Here is a 16,607-nt window from a genome sequence, read left to right as displayed (position 1 = left end):
GCTTGCGCACCGGCGCCAGGGCCAGCAGCGCGGCGAGGGTGTCGATGACCCGATGCGCAGCCGAGTGCGACACCCCGAACAGCGGCCCGATCTGGCGCATCGTCAGGTTCGTGCGCCAGTAGGTGGCCACCAGCAGTACCCGGTCGGCGAGGTCCAAGGCCCATTGCCGGCCCGGCCGGCCGTCGGCGATCGCGTCACCGCCACGCTCGGCGACCAGCCGGACCAGCTTGCGGAACTGGGCGGGCTGCAGCCCGGTGAAGGGAAAGATCCACTCCGGGCGGGCTGCGGTGATCACCTGCACCCAGCCATCCTCGATGATCATCCTCAGCAGACAGACACCGGGGTTACGAGACGTCCCTTAGCGCGGCCTCGGCCTTGTCGAGCATCTTCTCGGCGTGAGTTGGGCCGAATCGTGCGGCGACTGCGCCAACGAACATTGCATTACTCAAGGCGGTCGCCCAGGCATGTCCCGCCTCTGCTTGCCATGGATCGAGGGGACAACCTGCCACGTCCTCCCACGCCCGAAGATATGCGGAGAAGCCGCCTGACGACGTCTCGGCGGACAGGGCGACGTCGAGCATGATCGGGCCAACTCGCGCGCTTCCCCAGTCGATCAGTCGAGGCCGCGTATCCTCGTCGTCTGCAACGACAACATTGTGTCCGTATACGTCGCCGTGTAGTAGCGCGGCGGGTAGCACGTGCAGCCCGACGTTGATGCGTTCGTCCCGGGACCATCGATGGAGCAGATCCAGGGCACGGTCGTGCACCGGATGGGGATTTTTGTGCTGGGCATCGTGAATCCACGACGGGGCGAAGTCCATCAACGCGTGGCGGCAGAAGCTCTCATCCACTCGGGGAAGGTCTACGGGAAGTTTGCTCGAACGCCCGAGGTATCGGTGGTGCAGGCGGGCCAAGCTCGCGAATACCACCGCCGGAACCTCCGCGTCCCACGGCAGCGTCGAGCCGGGATAGAACGGCGTCACCACCCACGGGCCGGAGTCATCAGTGCCAGCGTCAATCAGCTCCGGGAAGGCATCGGCGGCAGGTACCATCGCGATCTCATGCAGGGCGATCACCTCGGCGGAGGATGCACGCTTTGCGACGACCTCGAACCGGTCCCGCCCCCCGGTCGTCCGCATGGCGGTGACCTCAACCCGCTCGACAAGAGGTGAGTCCACGCCGCCAGCCAAGGGATGCCGCTGTCCGATCTCAATGGCGTCGAGATCAGTGGAGAGCCACCGGGCGAGGGCGACCTCCCGAACCGGAACGGTCAGGTTCGGCGGTGCCGCCATGGTGTCGGTGACCTTCCTTTGCTGTACAGCCAACCGTACAGCCAAGCCAGCCGACAGGCACCGATGACCGAGCGGCGGCAATGGACAGGTCGAGCAGATCAGCCGCACTGGCAGACGCCAGTCGACAGCGCTCCTGATCTTTGCAAGGCAGGGAAGCGGCGTGCCCGTTGCGTGCCCGTTGGCACGGAAGCCGAGGGTCAACGGCGGTCAGCTCCTGGACGTGGCCGCCCGCATGGCGGCGCAGGTCAAACCAGCCCACCGCCGTCCGACTTCCGGCGGTGTCCACACTTCCTAAACCGTGTGACGGAACCTTCGAGGCAGGTCACGGCGCGGCTATGGCCGGCTCCAACTCTGGAACATGTCTGCGTACGGATCGGGCTCGCCCGTGATGGGGTCGAGGCCGGCTAGGAACCGGCGGTCCTGTTCACGCCAGTGGACGAAAGGCTCGATGCGGCCCCACAGGGAGACATCGCTGAGCGGGCACTTGTCGAACTCGCCAAGCAATAGGCGCCTGAGGAACTCCGCCATCCCACATTCAAAAAGCGCCAGGCTGGGTTCGCCCCATGACACATGGCGTCGGTACACCACCACTGGCCACTGGTCCGGATCCGAGCCGCTCATCAGCCAGCCCAGAAGGTCGGGGTTGCTGCAGCCGACGCCCCAGGCGAGTACGGCGTCCGCCTCTAACTCCGTCCCTGCTACCCCACCCTCCTCTTCCCAGTGGTGGCGCAAGTTTGGCGTCTCGCCAGCGATCGTCCCACCGCCCCACACCGAGTCGACGGGCAGCGGCAGGAGGATGCTTAGTTGGCCGCCAATGCTGCCGCCGCCGTAGACCGCCATGAAGGCGCGATAGTCGGCCGGCAGACGGGCGCTCAACTGTTTTTCGGCGGCATCCCAGTCCACCTCTTCGTCGGCACCATGGGTCGGCGGCATGATCCGGGTAAGCGCATCGACTTGAGCAGCAGCCACGACTTCTACCCCTCGTTGGTTGTGCCGCGATACTAAAGATCGAGACTGACAGAGCGACCTTACGAGCCCACTGCAGGATTCCCCAGGGCACGTCGGGAGCCACGGTTGGGAGCCACCGGGACGAACGGAGTGGGACGAGGCCGGACCGATGGAGTTGCGGCCCCCGCGCCGACCAGGGCGACGCGGACCGGTGCGGACGGTTCCGGAGTGGTCTTGGGAATCTGTCATGTCATCGGAGGGACCATGCCTGCGTACATCCTTACCGGCGCCCCCGGATCCGGTAAGACGGCCATACTGCGCCAGCTGGAGATCGACGGCCACGCCGTCGTCGAGGAGGCCGCGACGGACGTCATCGCGCTCCAGCAGGCGCTCGGCCAGCCGGAGCCGTGGCGAGAGTCCGGCTTCGCCGACGCGGTGCTGGATCTTCAGCGGAAGAGACGGCTTACGGCTAAGGCGGACCTTCGTGGCGTCGTGTTCTTCGACCGTTCACCGGTCTGCACGTTGGCCCTGTGCCGCTACCTCGACCTGACAGCACCGCGCCACCTGCTCGAAGAGATCGAACGCATGATGGCTGAGCGCTGGTATGAGTCGACTGCCTTCTTCGTAAGACATCAGGGCTTCATCCAGGCCACCGCCGCTCGCCGTATCAGCTTCGAGGACGCGCTCGCCTTCGAGAAGGTCCACGAACTGACCTACCGCGAGGTGGGATTCGATCTCTTCGAAGTTCCGGCAGACCCGCTTCCGGCCCGGGTGGCCGCAGTCCAGCAGTATGTCGATCGGCTGGGCAGCCTACGGTGAAGGCCTACTGTCATGGCCGCAGAGCGGGCGTCACGGAGCGCGGCCGGCTGTCCACGGGTGGCGACGCGCGGACATGCCGATTCAGTGCGGTACGCGAGCCGAGCCGACGGGCCGACTGATGAATCGCACCGTGCGGCTACGCTGCGGGGCCATGTCGACAAGAGGGGACCAGGTGTTCGATGCGGTAGTTCGACGGATCGCCGCCGGCGGGTACATCGACGAGGTGCCAGCCAGCCGGTTGACGCCGCTCCGACCCGCGCCGCCTGCCGCAGTCGCGGAGGCCGAGGAACTGGCCGGCAGGTCACTGCCATCGCTGCTGCGCCGGCTCTACCTGGAGGTCGGCAACGGCGGCTTTGGCCCCGGTTACGGTCTCCTCGGCCTCAGGGACGGGCATCGAACTGGCGGCTTGGACGCGCTGACCGGACTCAAGGGCGGTGTCCTCACTCTGTGCGACTGGGGTTGCGGCATCAGCAGTGAGCTCAACCTCGCCGACGGCCAGATCTGGGGCTACGACCCGAACCCGGCCCCGGACGGCGTGTCATGCACGTTCCCACAGCACATGACGATCGTTGACTGGTTCTTTAAGTGGGTCGAGGGCACGCTGTACCAGCCGTGGCTGGTCCAGGACCCGACGACCGGCGAGTGGCGTGGCGCAACCGACGCCGAGTACGCGGAGATGATTGAGGAGGCGTTTGGCCCCAGCGGCCCGGAGGACTGACCGCCGGACGCTGAGGGCCACAGCGTGCCGGCGTCCTGACGCCGAACAGCGGGCACGGCTCGATCCCGGGGGCCACACGCTCATGTCGCTGATCGCGCGGTCATGTCGATGAGCGGAAGTGTCCCTTGTAGCGTTACCCGCGGCACGAAAGCCCGTCGTAACCCCTGGCTAAGCCCCCTGGGCGGAACGGTCGGCATGACTCCTCGCGACGCGATGAACCAGGCACTGAAGGATGCAGTCCGCGAACACCTGCGACCGCGAGGGTTCACCGGTGCAATGCCGCACCTTCGCCGCCGCTCGTCGCAACAAATCTGCCTGCTGAGCATCCAGTTCTACTCCTCGGGTGGCAGTTTCGTTGCCGAGGTTGCTGAGTGCGGACCTGACGGTTATGAGACCAGCTGGGGAGAGCGAAAGATCCCGCAGAAGGTGACTGCACAAGACATACCCGATCCGCGCCCCCGCCTCGGCAGCCCGAACTTCCCCGAGGGTGACCATTGGTTCATCTTTGGGTCTCGAAACTACGAACCCGGCGCGGCAGTCGTCCATCCCCGTGAGCGGTACGACGCCATCGCGACACACCTCATCCAACTCATCGACGAGCAGGCGGAACCCTTCTGGCGTGAGCAGCTGAATGCCCGGACCTCGGCGTGACATCTGCTCTTCCAACAGGCGCTCCAACGTCCGGTCATGCCGCGATCCACGCGCTACGCAGCGTCATGCCGAGCTGGCCCGGATGCCGTCCGGACGTGCCGATGACCGGATGTCGGGTCGGGTGCCGTGATACGGATGCACCTCCGGCGAATGGAGCAACTGTCCCAACCACATGTGTCAGGTCGCGTCTGGCCCAGATGCCTGCCATGCCGACGCGGCTGACTGGAGGACCCGGCTCACAGACGCTCCTATGCCGCGTCAAGTGGTTGGGGTGGGGTTTCGAGGCGTCGGTAGAGCTCTCGGGCGATGTAGCGCTTGAGGCATCGTTTGATCTCGCGGTCGGTTTTGCCTTGAGCCCGACGGCGGTCGGCGTAGGCGCGGGTGCGTGGGTCACGTTGCAGTCGGCACAGGGCGACGGTGTGCAGGGCGCGGTTGAGTTGTCGGTCGCCGGAGCGGTTGAGCCGGTAGCGGACGGTTTTGCCTGATGAGGCGGGGATGGGTGCAGTGCCGGCGAGCATGGCGAAGGCGGCGTCGTCGCGGCACCGTCCGGGGTGTGACCAGGCGGCCAGGACCGTGGCCGCGACGATCGGGCCGACGCCGGGCAAGGTAAGTAGGTCTGGGCGCCAGGAGCGCACGATCGTGCGAATCGCCGTCTCGTGGCCGGCGGCTTCGGCCTGCAGGGTGCGGATGCGTCGGGCGAGGTCCCGCAGCACCGCCAGCGCAGTGGTGACCTCGATGTCGCCGCTGGCCGCGGTGGGTCGCAGCCGGGTGGCGGTGGTGATCATGGTGGGGGTGTTCTGCCCGCGGAACCGGGCCCGAACCGCCTCCGGTGCGGTGATCACCATCGCGTGCAGCTGCCGCTGGGCGGTGGCGCTGGCCTCGACCGCGGCGCGGCGGGCCGTGAGCCGCATCTGCAACGCCGCGCGTTCGGGTCGTCTTGGGCTGGGCCAGGCGGGTGCGGGCCAGCGCGTCGCGGGCGGCGCGTTCGGCGTCGATCGGGTCGGACTTCGCCCCAGCGCGGCGCGCCGGCCGCTTCGGGCGGTCCAGTTCGACGACCAGCTCACCGGCGTCGGCCAGGTGCCGGGCCAGGCCGGCGCCGTACCCGCCGGTGCCCTCCATGGCCCAGGCCCGCAGCCCTGAGCGCCGCTCGGCCAAGCCCAGCAGCTCGGCGTAACCGTCCGGGTCGGCGGCGACCGTGACTCGGTCCAGCACAGCGCCCGTGCGCGCGTCGATGACTGCGGCGGTGTGGGTGTGGGTGTGCGTGTCGACGCCGATGACGACCTCGACCAACTCTGCCAGCATGGACATGCGTTCTCTCCTCACCGTGGGGACGCAAGGGTCCGGTCCGGTGCGGAGATGGCAGGACTGTGATGAGACACGCCAGCGGCCTACTGGCGGTCAAGCTCCTGATCAGGCCAAACGTCTCCCGCCGGGCCGCGCCGGCAGCAGCAGGCGGACAAGTCGGCTCAAAGGCACGAAGGCCAGTCAGACCAAGGGTCACGCCCACCGCTGCCGGCAATCAGCTCACCACTGCTGAACCGACCCCGCCATGCTCAGAGTCAGGCCATTGCGGGGAGGATGATCCGCTCCAGCACCCCGAGCGGGGTCCGCCACTGGTCGGGGTCGTCGTAGTTGCCGGCGGTAATGGCCACGGTGAGGTCCAGGTCGGGCAGGACGAACAGGCGCTGCCCGCCGTTGCCCATGCCGGCTACCAGCCGACGGCCCTCAATGGATTCGATGTACCACTGGTAGCCATACTGCGCGCCCCAGCTGGTCTGCAGGCGTGGCTGCAGCATCGTGCGGATCCAGGCCTCGGGGACGATTTGCTGACCGTCCCAGGCTCCCTCGGCCAGCATCAGCTCGCCGAGCCTGGCCAGGTCGCGGGGCGCGAGTCGCGCCAGCCGCTTCGCTGATCGTGGCCCCGCCCTCCCGGAACGCCGCGAGGAGACGAACTCTCAGCCTGCCGCTGGCAGCTGGATCGGCTTGCAGCCGGACCAGGCCGACACGGGCGATGAGCGCCTCCCGCACGATGCCGGGCATCTCACCCCAACCATCCACCTCCGCGGCACTGCCGCACCCGCTGCACCGAATCGAGACTGCCCAGGCGAGCCTGTGTGCGTTCATGTCCTGGTGAAGCCGAGTGCCCGGTATCCGGGCATACGGCGTGGGAGTGAGGCGGCGAGGATGGGTGAGGCGGGGTCGTGGTAGTCGTGGACCTCGGCGACGTCCTTGCCGGGCGCGGCGCGGATGACGCGACCGGCGCATTGGACGAGTAGGCCGTCGTAGGAGATCGGGCCGGCCAGGAACAGGGTGTCGAGGGCGGGGGCGTCGAAGCCTTCGCCGATGAACGGTGTGGTGCCGATGACAAGGAGGCCGTCGCCGGTCTTGGCCTGGTCGAGTCGTTCGACGACGCTCCGTCGGTTGGTGGTGCTCATCGTTCCTTGCAGCACGAGCGCCTGGTGTCCTCGCGTCGAGAGCAAGGCGGTGAGTGCCTCGACGTGGGCGACCCGCCGGGTGAGGACGAGACAGTTGCGTCCACGGGTCAGGGCCGCGACGACGTCGTCGGCGATCCGAGCGTTGCGTGCCTCGTCGACGGCGAGTCTTCGGTGCATCTCGGCGAGCGCGCCGGGCGCCTCAAGGTCGATGTCGCCGGGCTGGAATGTGGTCTGGTGGATGAACAGCGCTCGACGGGGTCCGGCGTCGGCGTGCATCGCTGCCGCGAGGGTGCCTTGTTCCTCGTCGGAAAGGGTGTGGCGGACCGGTCCGAGTTGCCAGGTGACGAGTTGGCCGAGGCCGTCGCGTCGCGTGGGGGTGGCGGTGAGGCCGAGCCAGAACTGCGCGGCGATCCGTTTGACCGAGTGTTCGTACGCGGCGGCGCCGAGGTGGTGGCATTCGTCGACGATGACGTGCCCGTACCCCTGGGTCAGGGTGGCGATGTCGTCGCGCCGCGCGAGGGAGGGCAGCAGCGCGATGTCCACCGTGCCGGTGAGTTTGCGTCGGCCGCCGCCGAGTTGACCGGGCTTGATTCCGAGGAACTGCTCGATGCGGGTGCGCCACTGGTCGGCGAGGGCTCTGCGGTCGACGAGGACCAGGGTGGAGGTGTTGCGTTCGGCGATGACGGCGCAGGCCATGACGGTCTTGCCGGAGCCGGGTGGGGCGACCAGAATCCCGTCGTCGTGGGCGAGGAGTGCGCCGACCGCGTTGGCCTGCTTGCCGGTGAGTTCGGCGGTGAACGCGGTGTCGATCTCGGTCCCGGAGTTTCGTGCGTCCGTGACGGCCAGCCGCGACCCGGCGCGCTCGACGATCGTGACGATGGTGTGCCGCAGGCCCCGCGGGAGTATCAGGCGGTCGTCGAGGGTGAGGTCGTAGCCCTGGATGAAGCGGGGGGTGTCCCAGGTGGACTTGCGTAGTCGCTGCAGCTCGTAGAACTTCGGGTTGGCCATGGCGGCGGCGTGCTTGAACGTCGCCAGTGCGGCGGGGGTGAGCTGTCTGGCGTCGATGCTCAGCCCGGCACCGGCCTCCGCGTGGACCAGCGGAGGTAGCGGAGGATGGACCTGGGTCGCGGCAGACCGGCTCATCGTGGCGACGTCGGCACCGGTGGTGGCTTGCTTGGCCTGCCGGGCGACGTGTTCGACGTCGCCGGGGCTGAGTCGGTCCAGCGTCGACAGGAACGCCCACTGGTCCGCGTACGGTTCGAGCGTGCCGAGGTCGAGGAAGGTGGTGAGTCCGTCCTTGCGGCGGCGTCCCTGCAGCGGTGCGGCGATGAGGTTGCCGAAGCCGCCGTCGGGCAGGACGTCCTGGTTGGGGAACAGCCGGTCGTACGACCGCAGATCCATCGATCCGCGCAGCACCATCGCCTCACGGAGAAGGACGGTGCCGACGGCCCGCCCGGTGGCCGCGGGAACAGCGCCGGTGAAGAAGACCCACACGTGGGCGCCGCGGCCTGACTGGGAGATCTCTAACGCAGCGGGCACCGCGCTGGCCCGTGCCGCCTTCACGTAGGCGAGGGCGTCGAGCATCGCTGTCGGCCCGTCGAAGTCGGCCACGACGAAGTGGCAGGTGTTGCCGGGCATCAGCGGGTACAGGCCCATGAACACATCGCCGACGAGATGCGCTGCGACGGCCTCCGTCGTACGTGGCAGGTAGGTGGCACCGCGCCGGTCCATACCCTTACGCCAACCGCCGGCGACCGCGGGCATCCACCCGGCAGCACCGGTACGGGCGTTCTCCCACCGCACGGCGTACACGTCGGCCCGGGCCCGGAACCGGTCGGCGAACAACGCCAGCTTGTCCCGAGTCGGCGAAGCCATGGTGACCAGCCCTGGCGGCTCAACCGGCGCGGACAACTGCTCCGGTGCCGCAGTCGTGTCCTGGCCGCGCAGGTCCAGCAGACGCGCCAGCCGGGTGTTCTCCGCCCGTAACCGCTCGACCTCCCGCCGAAGATCGACGAACTCGGCCACTGAACCCATGCCGACCATCCTCGCGTATCTGGCTCCGAACACCTCGGCACCGGTTCGATATCCTCCGCCGATGGCATCGAAGGGAAACGCCGCGCTGGAGGCGATGATCGAGGAAGCCACGGTCGACGCGTACGGCGACGACGAGCAGCTCACCGGCCTGTTCACCATGATTGAAGAACAGCTGGCGGTGCCGTTCAACACCACCGTCCTCGGCGTCGCGGTCACCGTGCGGAAGATCGACCTGGCCGCGGACAGCATCGTCGCGGTCTGCGCCCGAGGCCGCCACCGGCAGAGGATCGGCCTACTCGACCTGCCGCTACCCACCCCCGCGCCGGACGGCGCCGGGTGGATCGATGCCTACCGGTACTGGGCCGGGAGGTAGGTCACGGTGAGCGAGTACCAGTACTACGAGTTCACCGCCGTCGACCGACCCCTCACCGGCCGGGAGCGGGCCGAACTGCGGTCGTTGTCCACCCGGGCCGACATCACCGCCACCAGCTTCGTGAACACCTACGAGTGGGGCAACTTCAAGGGCGACCCGCGCAAGCTGATGGAACGATACTTCGACGCGCACCTGTACCTGGCGAACTGGGGCACCCGCCAACTCATGCTGCGGCTACCGAAACACGTGCTCGACCCCGCAACCGTCGCCCAGTACTGCCAGAGTGACAGCGCGTCCGCCTGGACCGCCGGCAAGTACGTCATCATCGACCTCCACGACGAGGACGAGGACGGCACCTACGAGTGGGACCTCGACGGCCACGGTCTGCTCGCCTCCATCATCCCGGTCCGGGCCGGCCTCGCCGCCGGCGACCTGCGCCTGCTGTACCTGGCCTGGCTCCGCTGCGTACAGTCGGAGGACATCGCCGACGACGAGCCCGAACCGCCCGTCCCAGCCGGACTGGGCACCCTCGACGCGGCCCTCACCGCCGTCGCCGAGTTCCTCCGCATCGACCCCGACCTGATCATGGCCGCGGCGGCCGGGTCGGCGCTGGCCACCTCCGACGAACCGACCCCTGCGCAACTACGCACCTGGGTCGTCCGGCTGCCCGCCCGGGACAAGGACGCCATCCTGGCCAACCTGATCACCGGCGGCGACAGCCACCTGCGCAGCCAACTGTTGCGCCGGTACCGCGACGCGCACCGCACCGACGCCTGCACCCCGACGGCCGCCCGCACCGCCGGGGAATTGCTCGCCACCGCCGCGGAGTTGCGCGCCGAACGGGAACGCCGCGACGCCGACCAGCGCGAACGCGATCGGATTCGCCGGGAACGGTCCGCAGCAGCCGCCCGGCAACGGCACCTCGACACCCTCGCGGTCGACCAACCCGCCGCATGGCTGCGGGTCGACGAACTCATCGACACGAAGAAACCCCGCGAGTACGACACCGCAGTTCAACTCCTCGTCGACCTGCGCGACCTCGGCGAACGCGACGGAGACAGCACATCGTTCCGAAACCGGCTGGCCGAGCTACGGGCGGTGCACGCCCGCAAGCCCAGCCTGCTCGAACGCCTCAACCTCGCGGGCCTCGACACCTGAACAGCCTGCCCGGCGACCGATGGCCTCACCGCAGTCGACCGCTGCCCGATACCGCCGTCATGCCGTCGTTCTCTTTCCTGTGCGGATTCGTCGGATGACGTATGGTTCGCCGGCCGGTGACCGTCGCCAGAGACGGGAAGGTCGTGAGGCCGCCGCGGCGTGCCGGCGTGACGTCCCGGACAGCCGACGCCAACGGCAGCAGGCTCCAGGAGTCCGTCCGGACCCGCAACCAGACATCGAACCGTGTCGTTTGCTCGGGTGGACCCGGAGGGGTCGGGTGACTGTCTGGGTGTGTGCTGCCGATGTCATGGCCAGCTAGGAGTAGGACGCCCCGGCCCTCGCTGACGACCGCTGTATCAGCACTGGATGGAGACTTGCGACCGATCGCCCTTTCCGAAGTTGTGGCTACTGAACTGCGGCGGGTCCACGCCCCTGACCAGCACGAGCGAGAAGGGTGATGCCCAGTGGACAGCCTGTGGGCCGGCGTGGACGTCGGCAAGACCTACCACCACGTGTGCGTCGTCGACGACGATGGCACCGTGGTGATGTCCGAGAAGATTCCCAACGACCAGCAGGCCATCTCCGGCATCGCCGGGCGGCTCGGCAAACGCCGCAAGCCGATCCGCTGGGCCCTCGATCTACGCGGCGGACCCGCGTCACTGCTGCTGGCGGTCCTGTTCGACCGGGGCGCGGACGTGCGCTATGTCAGCGGCACGGTCACCTCGCGGATGGCGGAGGCGTTCCACGGCGAACGCAAGACCGACGCCCACGACGCCTACGTCATCGCTCAGACCCTGCGCATGCGCGGCGACCTTCCGACCCTCACCGTGGCCGACGGGGTGCAGCAGCAGCTGAAGCTGCTCGTCTCCCGCCGCCTCGACCTGGTCGCCGACCGGGTGCGCATCACCGCCCGCATCCAGGACCTACTGACCATGATCAGCCCCGCCCTGGAGAAGACGCTGAACCTGCGCAGCAGAGGCGCGCTCCGGCTCCTCGCGCAGTGGCAGACCCCCGCCGGGCTGCGCCGCGCCGGCGAAACCCGCATCCTGGCCTACCTACGCCAGCACGGTGTCTGGGCCGCCAAGGCCCTCACCGCCAAAGTCCTCACCGCCGCACGGACACAGACCGTCGCCGTCGCGGGAGAGGCCACCGCTGCCGGGATCGTGGCCCAGATGGCCACCGACCTGGAAGCGGTCAACGACCGCATCACCGCCATCGAGGAAATCATCGCCGCGGCTGTCGCCGAGCACGAGCTGGGAGAGATCGTCACCAGCCTGCCCGGCATCGGCACCACCCTCGCCGCCGAGTTCCTCGCCCACGCCGGCACCCTCACCACCTACACCAGCCCCGCCGCACTCGCCGCCCACGCCGGGCTCGCACCGGTCTCCCGGGACTCCGGCCGCCGCCAAGGCCACCAGGTCCGGCCGCACCGCTACCACCGCGGTCTACGCCGGGTGTTCAGCATGTCCAGCTTCACCGCCCTGTCCCACTGCCCACGATCACGCGCCTACTACGACAAGAAAAGAGCCGAAGGAAAGACCCACCGCCAAGCCACCGCCGCCCTGTCCAGACAACGCCTCAACGTCCTCTGGGCCTGCATCCGAGACAAGACCCCCTACCAGCCCAAACAGCCAAGATCAGGAGTACTGGCGCCATGCGAACGCGCGTAGAGACTCCAGGGGATAGAGCATCGGTTTCCTAACACGCTGCTCCGCCCGTGGCCGCAGGCTGATGACCTGCGGCTTTTCGTTTCATGCCTCTCGTGTGTCGGTCGCAGCGGGTGCTGCTGTGGTCGCTTGCTGAAGATCAGCGGGCCAGATGGCTCGGTGATCGGTGAGCCCCTCACCTGGCGAGAGCGACCTGCGGAGAGCGCGAGGTCAGTCTGCTGTCGGGGCGGCAACCTGCCACAAGGCACTGACTGGCAAGGCGCGGAGCCTGTCGCCGAACGGCAGCGTGGAGGTTCCGGTGTAGAGGACGATGCCGGCGATGAAGTCGTCGCCGAGGCGGTCGGCGAGTCGGCGTAGCCCGCGGAAGTCGTCGGGTCCAACGGTGGTGGCTGCTTTGACTTCGATCCCGACGACATGCCCGGATCTGTTCTCGAGCACCGCGTCGACTTCGTACCTGCTCTGGTCGCGGTAGTGGGACAGGTCGGCAAACTGCTGGGACCAAGTGAGCTGACGGGACAGCTCGGACAAGACAAATGATTCGAGCAGAGGGCCGAACGGTGCGCCCGGCCGGAGCAGCGCCCGGGCGTCGGTCGCGATCTCGTTGGCGGCGATGCCCGAGTCGACAAAGATCAGTTTTGGAGCGGCGGTGGCACGGGTGCCCAGGTTACGGGACCAACCGGGGATCCGCTTGACCAGGAAGATCTCTTCCAGGGCCTGGAGGTAACGTGCGATCGTTGGCCGGCTCAGTCCGAGTGCGGATTCGAGGGAGTTGGCGGCGATGATGGTCGCGGATCTAGCCGCGAGTAGGCGTACCAGCTTGCGTAGCTCGCCCTTGTGCTGGATGTCGGACAGCTGCCGGACATCGCGATCGATGAGCGCTTGGACGTACGCGTCGAGGAACCGTTGGCGGCGTCGCGAGTCGGCGCGGGCCGTGGCCTCGGGCAGGCCGCCTCGCACGATTTTGGCCGCGTAGTCGGCGCGGGTCACGTCCGACTCGTGTCGCAGCTCGGGGCCGAGCGCGAAGATGGCGTCGACGAATCCGTCCGGCTCTCCGTCGAGTTCGCCTTGGGAGAACGGCCAGAGCTCGATGGTTTCCATCCGGCCGGGCAACGCGTCCGGGGCAGCCACCATGCCGAACAGCCGAGATGATCCGGTGAGCAGGTACCGGCCGGGACGAGGGTCCTCGTCGACGTTTGCCTTGATGGCCAGCAGCAGCTCCGGGGCGCGCTGGATCTCGTCAACGACCAGCAGTTCGGAGGAGTCCACGAAGCCGACCGGGTCGGCGATCGCTGCGGCCCGGTCCTGTGCCCGGTCGAGATCGCGGCGCTCGGCGAGACGATCGCCGGCGACGATGCGGACCAGGGTGCTCTTGCCTGCTTGGCGTGCTCCGCTGATCAGCACGACGCGGGTGTCGGCCAGGGCGGCGTCGACCTGCGCGGCGGCGCGGCGTGGGATCAGGTGCGGTGTGGGCACGCGTCATGATAACCGGCGCGGTTTCGATCTGCGGGAGAAGGGCTTTCGGTCTGCGACAGATCCATGTTCGGTATGCGGGGCCTTGGTGTTCGATTTGCGGCCGTCGGGCGAATCGACGACGGAACGCCGTCGCCACTGCCGGACCGTCACCTGGCTCCGGCAGTGCGCAGGTCGGCGATGAGCTGGTCGAGCAGGCGTTCCTCCATGACCGCTCGGCCGAGCCGCCGCATCGACTCGCCCAGCGACCGGTCCCACGGGGTCTCGGCGGGCGTACCGAGCAGGGCTGTGCCGGTGCCCGCCGCCGGCAGGTAGTCCGCGGCTGTCATCCGCCACGGAACCGCACTCGGGTACCGCTGCAGAGCCGCCGCCGTCAGTCGTACGCCGGTCCAGTCGAAGTCGTTGCGCCACCGGATCACTGCCCCGGAAGCGGCGCGCAGCAGCGTGTGGACCGCGACTGACGGCACCCCTTCGGTGCAGATCAGCGGCGGAGCCTGGGCCCCGAGCGCGGTGGTGGCGGCGCGTAGCACGGCGGGGTTCTCGCAGACGTGGACCTCGTCGCAGGTCATGGTCAGCGGTGCCAGGCGCAGCTGGTGCAGGGTGACCCGCACCGGTACGCCCGCCTGGGCGGCCTCGGTCAGCCACCGCCCGACCAGGCCGCCGGTGGCCGGCACGTTGAGCACCAGCACCTGGCTGGCGAGGTCGTCCGGGACCAGCCCGACCGACTCCCACAATGCCCGATCCCGCTCGCCGTCTACCGGTAGCGCCGTCTGGTGCCACGCGGCGATGGCACGGAGGACAAGCCCGCGCAGCGGCCCCTCGGTGAGGGCCTTCGTGTCGTCCAGCACCCGGTCAGCGAAGACCGGCATCGGTTCGTCGGCCGCGGGCAGCGCGTCCAGTACGCGGACCACGTCCTCGAACGGCAGTCCGGTTCGCACGACGCGGGTCAGGGTGCCGTCCCGGCGCAGGCCGTCGAGCCATTCGGCGTACCAGGCAGTGTTGGCGTGCCGGCCATCGCGGGCCACGGCGAGGACGGCGTCGCGGGCCACCGCCTCGCGTTTCAGGTCGGCCGGCCGGTTGCGCAGCGGCGCCGTCACGGTGAGCACGTCGGCCAGGCCCACTCCGTGTGCCGCCCGCAGGTGCTCGTCCACCTCGGTGAGTCGGACGCTGAGCCGGGCCGCTGCGGCGGACCGGTGGGTACCGGTGATGCCGATGATCACGAGACGCTCGTCGTCGGTGGGGGCGGCCAACGTCACGGTGGCGTCGAGCTGACCTCCGGTGCGTTCCAGGCTGCGCCGGGCGGCCGCCAGCAACCGCCGCCAGCCAGGCTGCTCGATCAGTTCCGCCGAAGCGCCGTGACCAGCCAACCGCCCCCAACCGTCCAGGCCCGACCGACGCTCGCCAGGGCTGCCCGTCATTCGTCCGCGAGGTCGAGCAGGACGCCGGCCCGGTCGGGTTCCCCGCGACCGCCCGGGGCGCGGCGGGTCTCCGGGGAGCCGAGCGCGCGAGCCAGCGTTCCGTCGAAGTCGGCGACGTTGGTCGAGCCGTCCCAGACCAGCAGCACGGTGGATACGGCGTGTTCCACTGCGGAGTGGGACAGGTCGTAGTGGGCGGCGCCGCTGACCGCGGGGTGGGTGGCCCAGAGGTCGTAGCCGGTCATGAACAGATCCAGGTCGAACTGTTTCGCCAGGGCCATCAGTTCCCCTCGGCCGGTGTCGTCCACGCCGGCGAACGCCTCGTCGAGGCCGAGCAGCCGGGGTGCGTCCGGCGTGCCGAGCCGAACAGCGCGTTGGCGGCGGCGAAGAGCGGCAGGTGCAGGGAGACCGACTGCTCGCCGCCGGAGAGCTGGCTGTGCCGGGCTCGGGTCAGCGCCTCCGTACCGCCACCCGGTCGGTGCAGGGTGAACGCGAAAGTCCGCCACTGCCGGTAGTCGAGGACGTCGCCGAGCAGCTCTCGGTACGGCCGCTCGGGCGCTGCCGCCCGCGCTGTCTTGATCCGAGCGGCGAAGTGCCGGCGCATGGCGGTGAGCTGGGCCGGCCCGAGCCGGGCCGGATCGCGTTCGAGCAGCTTGCAGACGTCGCGTTGGTCGGCGTCGAGGTCATCGGCGAGCCGCCAGCCGACGCCGACGGTGAGCCCGGAGGACATCCGGCGGGCCCGCATCTGGCTGTCCATCGCCGCCACCAGGTCGCGGGCCTCGATGGTGCGGTGGTGGATCTGCCGGGCGAGCTGCCCGAGCAGGGCGTCCTCCAACACCCGCTGCTCGGAGTCGGTCAGCAGTTGCTCCTGGTCGCGGCGCTCGCGGGCGATCCGGTCCGCGAAGTGGGCGACCGGGGTCAGGCCCTGTTCGTCGGCGACCCGGACAACGATCACCCCGTCGTCGGTGTCCCATTCGGGTCGGTGGTCGAGGCCGGCGGCAGGCAGTTGCGCCTGCAGCTCGGTCAGCGCGGTGGTGAGCCGGGTGGCGCTCTGCTTGAGCGACGTCTCGGTGGGGCTCAACTCCCGGGTGGCGGCGAGAATCGCCTCGTGCAGGGCTGCCACCTGCGGATCCAGCTCCGAGCCGGACTGGTCGCCGGACGCCCCGACCGGCCAGCGCAGGTCGGTGGGGCAGCGCAGCAGGCCCAGCAGGTCCGGCTGGGCGTACGGGCGTAGTCGTTGGGCATCGTGTTGCGCCTCGGTGACGGCGGCGGTCACGGCCTGCTCGCCCAGTTCCACCCGGGTCAGCGCGGCGGCTCGCCGCTCCCGGGCGGTGCCGAGCTGGGCACGGGCCTGTTCGACGGCGTCCTCCGCCTCGGTGATCTCGTTCGCGGTCCGGGCCACATCGGCCAGCACCCGTTCCGCGTCGGCGCCCACGCTGTCGCGCAGCGTCCGATACGCCTCCGCCTTCTCCCGGTGCCGGGAACGGGCGGTGCGCGCGGCGTCCTGCGCGGCGGTGAACCGGTCGACCGCCTCGTCGTGCCGCTGTCGCGCCTGGTCCTCCTGCTCGGCGGCGCGCGCGGCGGCCGGCCGTGCGCTCTCCAGGCGTACGCCCCGCTTCTCGAAGCG

At 69.2% G+C, this 16,607-nt stretch carries 15 protein-coding genes and 2 pseudogenes; 6 read left to right on the top strand and 11 right to left on the bottom strand.

Annotation, left to right across the window (positions count from 1 at the left end; all coding sequences use genetic code 11):
• From JNW89_RS09715 to JNW89_RS09705, 3 genes are all read right to left on the bottom strand, one after another.
• On the bottom strand, positions 1 to 301 hold a 301-nt coding region (locus tag JNW89_RS09715), incomplete at its 3' end, for a transposase family protein (protein WP_238448631.1).
• Between the two features lie 43 nt (positions 302 to 344).
• Positions 345 to 1,493: a phosphotransferase family protein gene (locus JNW89_RS09710; protein ID WP_238448630.1), complete on the bottom strand. Its 1,149-nt coding sequence runs from the start codon at positions 1,491 to 1,493 to the stop codon at positions 345 to 347.
• Positions 1,494 to 1,625: 132 nt separating this feature from the next.
• Positions 1,626 to 2,261, bottom strand: coding sequence for an SMI1/KNR4 family protein (locus JNW89_RS09705; RefSeq protein ID WP_238448629.1), 636 nt, complete (start codon positions 2,259 to 2,261; stop codon positions 1,626 to 1,628).
• A 243-nt stretch (positions 2,262 to 2,504) separates the two neighbouring features.
• On the opposite strand from JNW89_RS09705, the gene JNW89_RS09700 reads away from it, so the two are divergent.
• The 3 genes from JNW89_RS09700 (at position 2,505) to JNW89_RS09690 (ending at position 4,428) form a co-directional block, all read left to right on the top strand.
• Positions 2,505 to 3,059, top strand: coding sequence for an AAA family ATPase (locus JNW89_RS09700; RefSeq protein WP_238448628.1), 555 nt, complete (start codon positions 2,505 to 2,507; stop codon positions 3,057 to 3,059).
• Between the two features lie 172 nt (positions 3,060 to 3,231).
• Positions 3,232 to 3,777 carry a hypothetical protein gene (locus tag JNW89_RS09695; RefSeq protein WP_238448627.1) on the top strand — a complete coding sequence of 182 codons (546 nt, stop codon included), beginning with the start codon at positions 3,232 to 3,234 and terminating at the stop codon, positions 3,775 to 3,777.
• A gap of 195 nt (positions 3,778 to 3,972) precedes the next feature.
• Positions 3,973 to 4,428: a DUF4304 domain-containing protein gene (locus tag JNW89_RS09690; protein WP_238448626.1), complete on the top strand. Its 456-nt coding sequence runs from the start codon at positions 3,973 to 3,975 to the stop codon at positions 4,426 to 4,428.
• Between the two features lie 248 nt (positions 4,429 to 4,676).
• On the opposite strand, the gene JNW89_RS09685 is transcribed toward JNW89_RS09690, so the two are convergent.
• The 4 genes and pseudogenes from JNW89_RS09685 to JNW89_RS09675 all read right to left on the bottom strand — a co-directional run bounded on the left by JNW89_RS09685 (position 4,677) and on the right by JNW89_RS09675 (position 8,897).
• Entirely contained in the window at positions 4,677 to 5,339 is a 663-nt protein-coding gene (locus JNW89_RS09685) for a transposase (RefSeq protein ID WP_238448625.1), read from the bottom strand.
• A gap of 43 nt (positions 5,340 to 5,382) precedes the next feature.
• Positions 5,383 to 5,730, bottom strand: a pseudogene (locus JNW89_RS38630) (transposase); the annotation flags it as partial.
• Positions 5,731 to 5,987: 257 nt separating this feature from the next.
• Positions 5,988 to 6,323 (bottom strand): annotated as a pseudogene (locus JNW89_RS09680) (serine hydrolase); the annotation flags it as partial.
• A gap of 225 nt (positions 6,324 to 6,548) precedes the next feature.
• On the bottom strand, positions 6,549 to 8,897 hold the full coding sequence (locus JNW89_RS09675; RefSeq protein WP_238448623.1) for a DEAD/DEAH box helicase: 2,349 nt from the start codon (positions 8,895 to 8,897) through the stop codon (positions 6,549 to 6,551).
• A gap of 61 nt (positions 8,898 to 8,958) precedes the next feature.
• Here JNW89_RS09675 and JNW89_RS09670 point away from each other — a divergent pair, with 61 nt between their 5' ends.
• The 3 genes from JNW89_RS09670 to JNW89_RS09660 all read left to right on the top strand — a co-directional run bounded on the left by JNW89_RS09670 (position 8,959) and on the right by JNW89_RS09660 (position 12,098).
• A complete protein-coding gene (locus JNW89_RS09670; protein ID WP_238448622.1) occupies positions 8,959 to 9,270 on the top strand; it encodes a calcium-binding protein in 312 nt (103 codons plus the stop codon).
• A 6-nt stretch (positions 9,271 to 9,276) separates the two neighbouring features.
• Complete coding sequence (locus JNW89_RS09665; RefSeq protein ID WP_238448621.1) at positions 9,277 to 10,428, top strand: hypothetical protein; 1,152 nt, start codon at positions 9,277 to 9,279, stop codon at positions 10,426 to 10,428.
• 464 nt (positions 10,429 to 10,892) lie between these two features.
• Positions 10,893 to 12,098 (top strand): IS110 family transposase, encoded by a 1,206-nt coding sequence (locus tag JNW89_RS09660; RefSeq protein ID WP_238448620.1) that lies wholly within the window; start codon positions 10,893 to 10,895, stop codon positions 12,096 to 12,098.
• Between the two features lie 207 nt (positions 12,099 to 12,305).
• Here JNW89_RS09660 and JNW89_RS09655 read toward each other — a convergent pair whose 3' ends face one another.
• The 4 genes from JNW89_RS09655 to JNW89_RS09640 all read right to left on the bottom strand — a co-directional run.
• Positions 12,306 to 13,568 (bottom strand): ATP-binding protein, encoded by a 1,263-nt coding sequence (locus JNW89_RS09655; RefSeq protein ID WP_238448619.1) that lies wholly within the window; start codon positions 13,566 to 13,568, stop codon positions 12,306 to 12,308.
• A gap of 146 nt (positions 13,569 to 13,714) precedes the next feature.
• On the bottom strand, positions 13,715 to 14,932 hold the full coding sequence (locus JNW89_RS09650) for a TIGR02679 family protein (protein ID WP_238448618.1): 1,218 nt from the start codon (positions 14,930 to 14,932) through the stop codon (positions 13,715 to 13,717).
• A 47-nt stretch (positions 14,933 to 14,979) separates the two neighbouring features.
• A complete protein-coding gene (locus JNW89_RS09645; RefSeq protein ID WP_238448617.1) occupies positions 14,980 to 15,261 on the bottom strand; it encodes a hypothetical protein in 282 nt (93 codons plus the stop codon).
• The coding region (locus tag JNW89_RS09640) for an SbcC/MukB-like Walker B domain-containing protein (protein ID WP_305070506.1) at positions 15,261 to 16,607 on the bottom strand (1,347 nt) is incomplete at its 5' end. The genes JNW89_RS09645 and JNW89_RS09640, both read right to left, overlap by 1 nt.

Source organism: Micromonospora sp. 4G55, from assembly GCF_016803375.1.
The sequence above is the reverse complement of the archived record's forward strand: the minus strand, read 5'-3'. Positions and strand labels throughout refer to the sequence as shown.

Excerpts from the sequence above, each read along its gene's own strand:
- JNW89_RS09670 (WP_238448622.1), top strand. The coding sequence starts at position 8,959 with ATGGCATCGAAGGGAAACGCCGCGCTGGAGGCGATGATCGAGGAAGCC.
- JNW89_RS09645 (WP_238448617.1), bottom strand. The coding sequence starts at position 15,261 with ATGGCCCTGGCGAAACAGTTCGACCTGGATCTGTTCATGACCGGCTAC.
- JNW89_RS09675 (WP_238448623.1), bottom strand. The coding sequence starts at position 8,897 with ATGGGTTCAGTGGCCGAGTTCGTCGATCTTCGGCGGGAGGTCGAGCGG.
- JNW89_RS09685 (WP_238448625.1), bottom strand. The coding sequence starts at position 5,339 with ATGCGGCTCACGGCCCGCCGCGCCGCGGTCGAGGCCAGCGCCACCGCC.
- JNW89_RS09690 (WP_238448626.1), top strand. The coding sequence starts at position 3,973 with ATGACTCCTCGCGACGCGATGAACCAGGCACTGAAGGATGCAGTCCGC.
- JNW89_RS09700 (WP_238448628.1), top strand. The coding sequence starts at position 2,505 with ATGCCTGCGTACATCCTTACCGGCGCCCCCGGATCCGGTAAGACGGCC.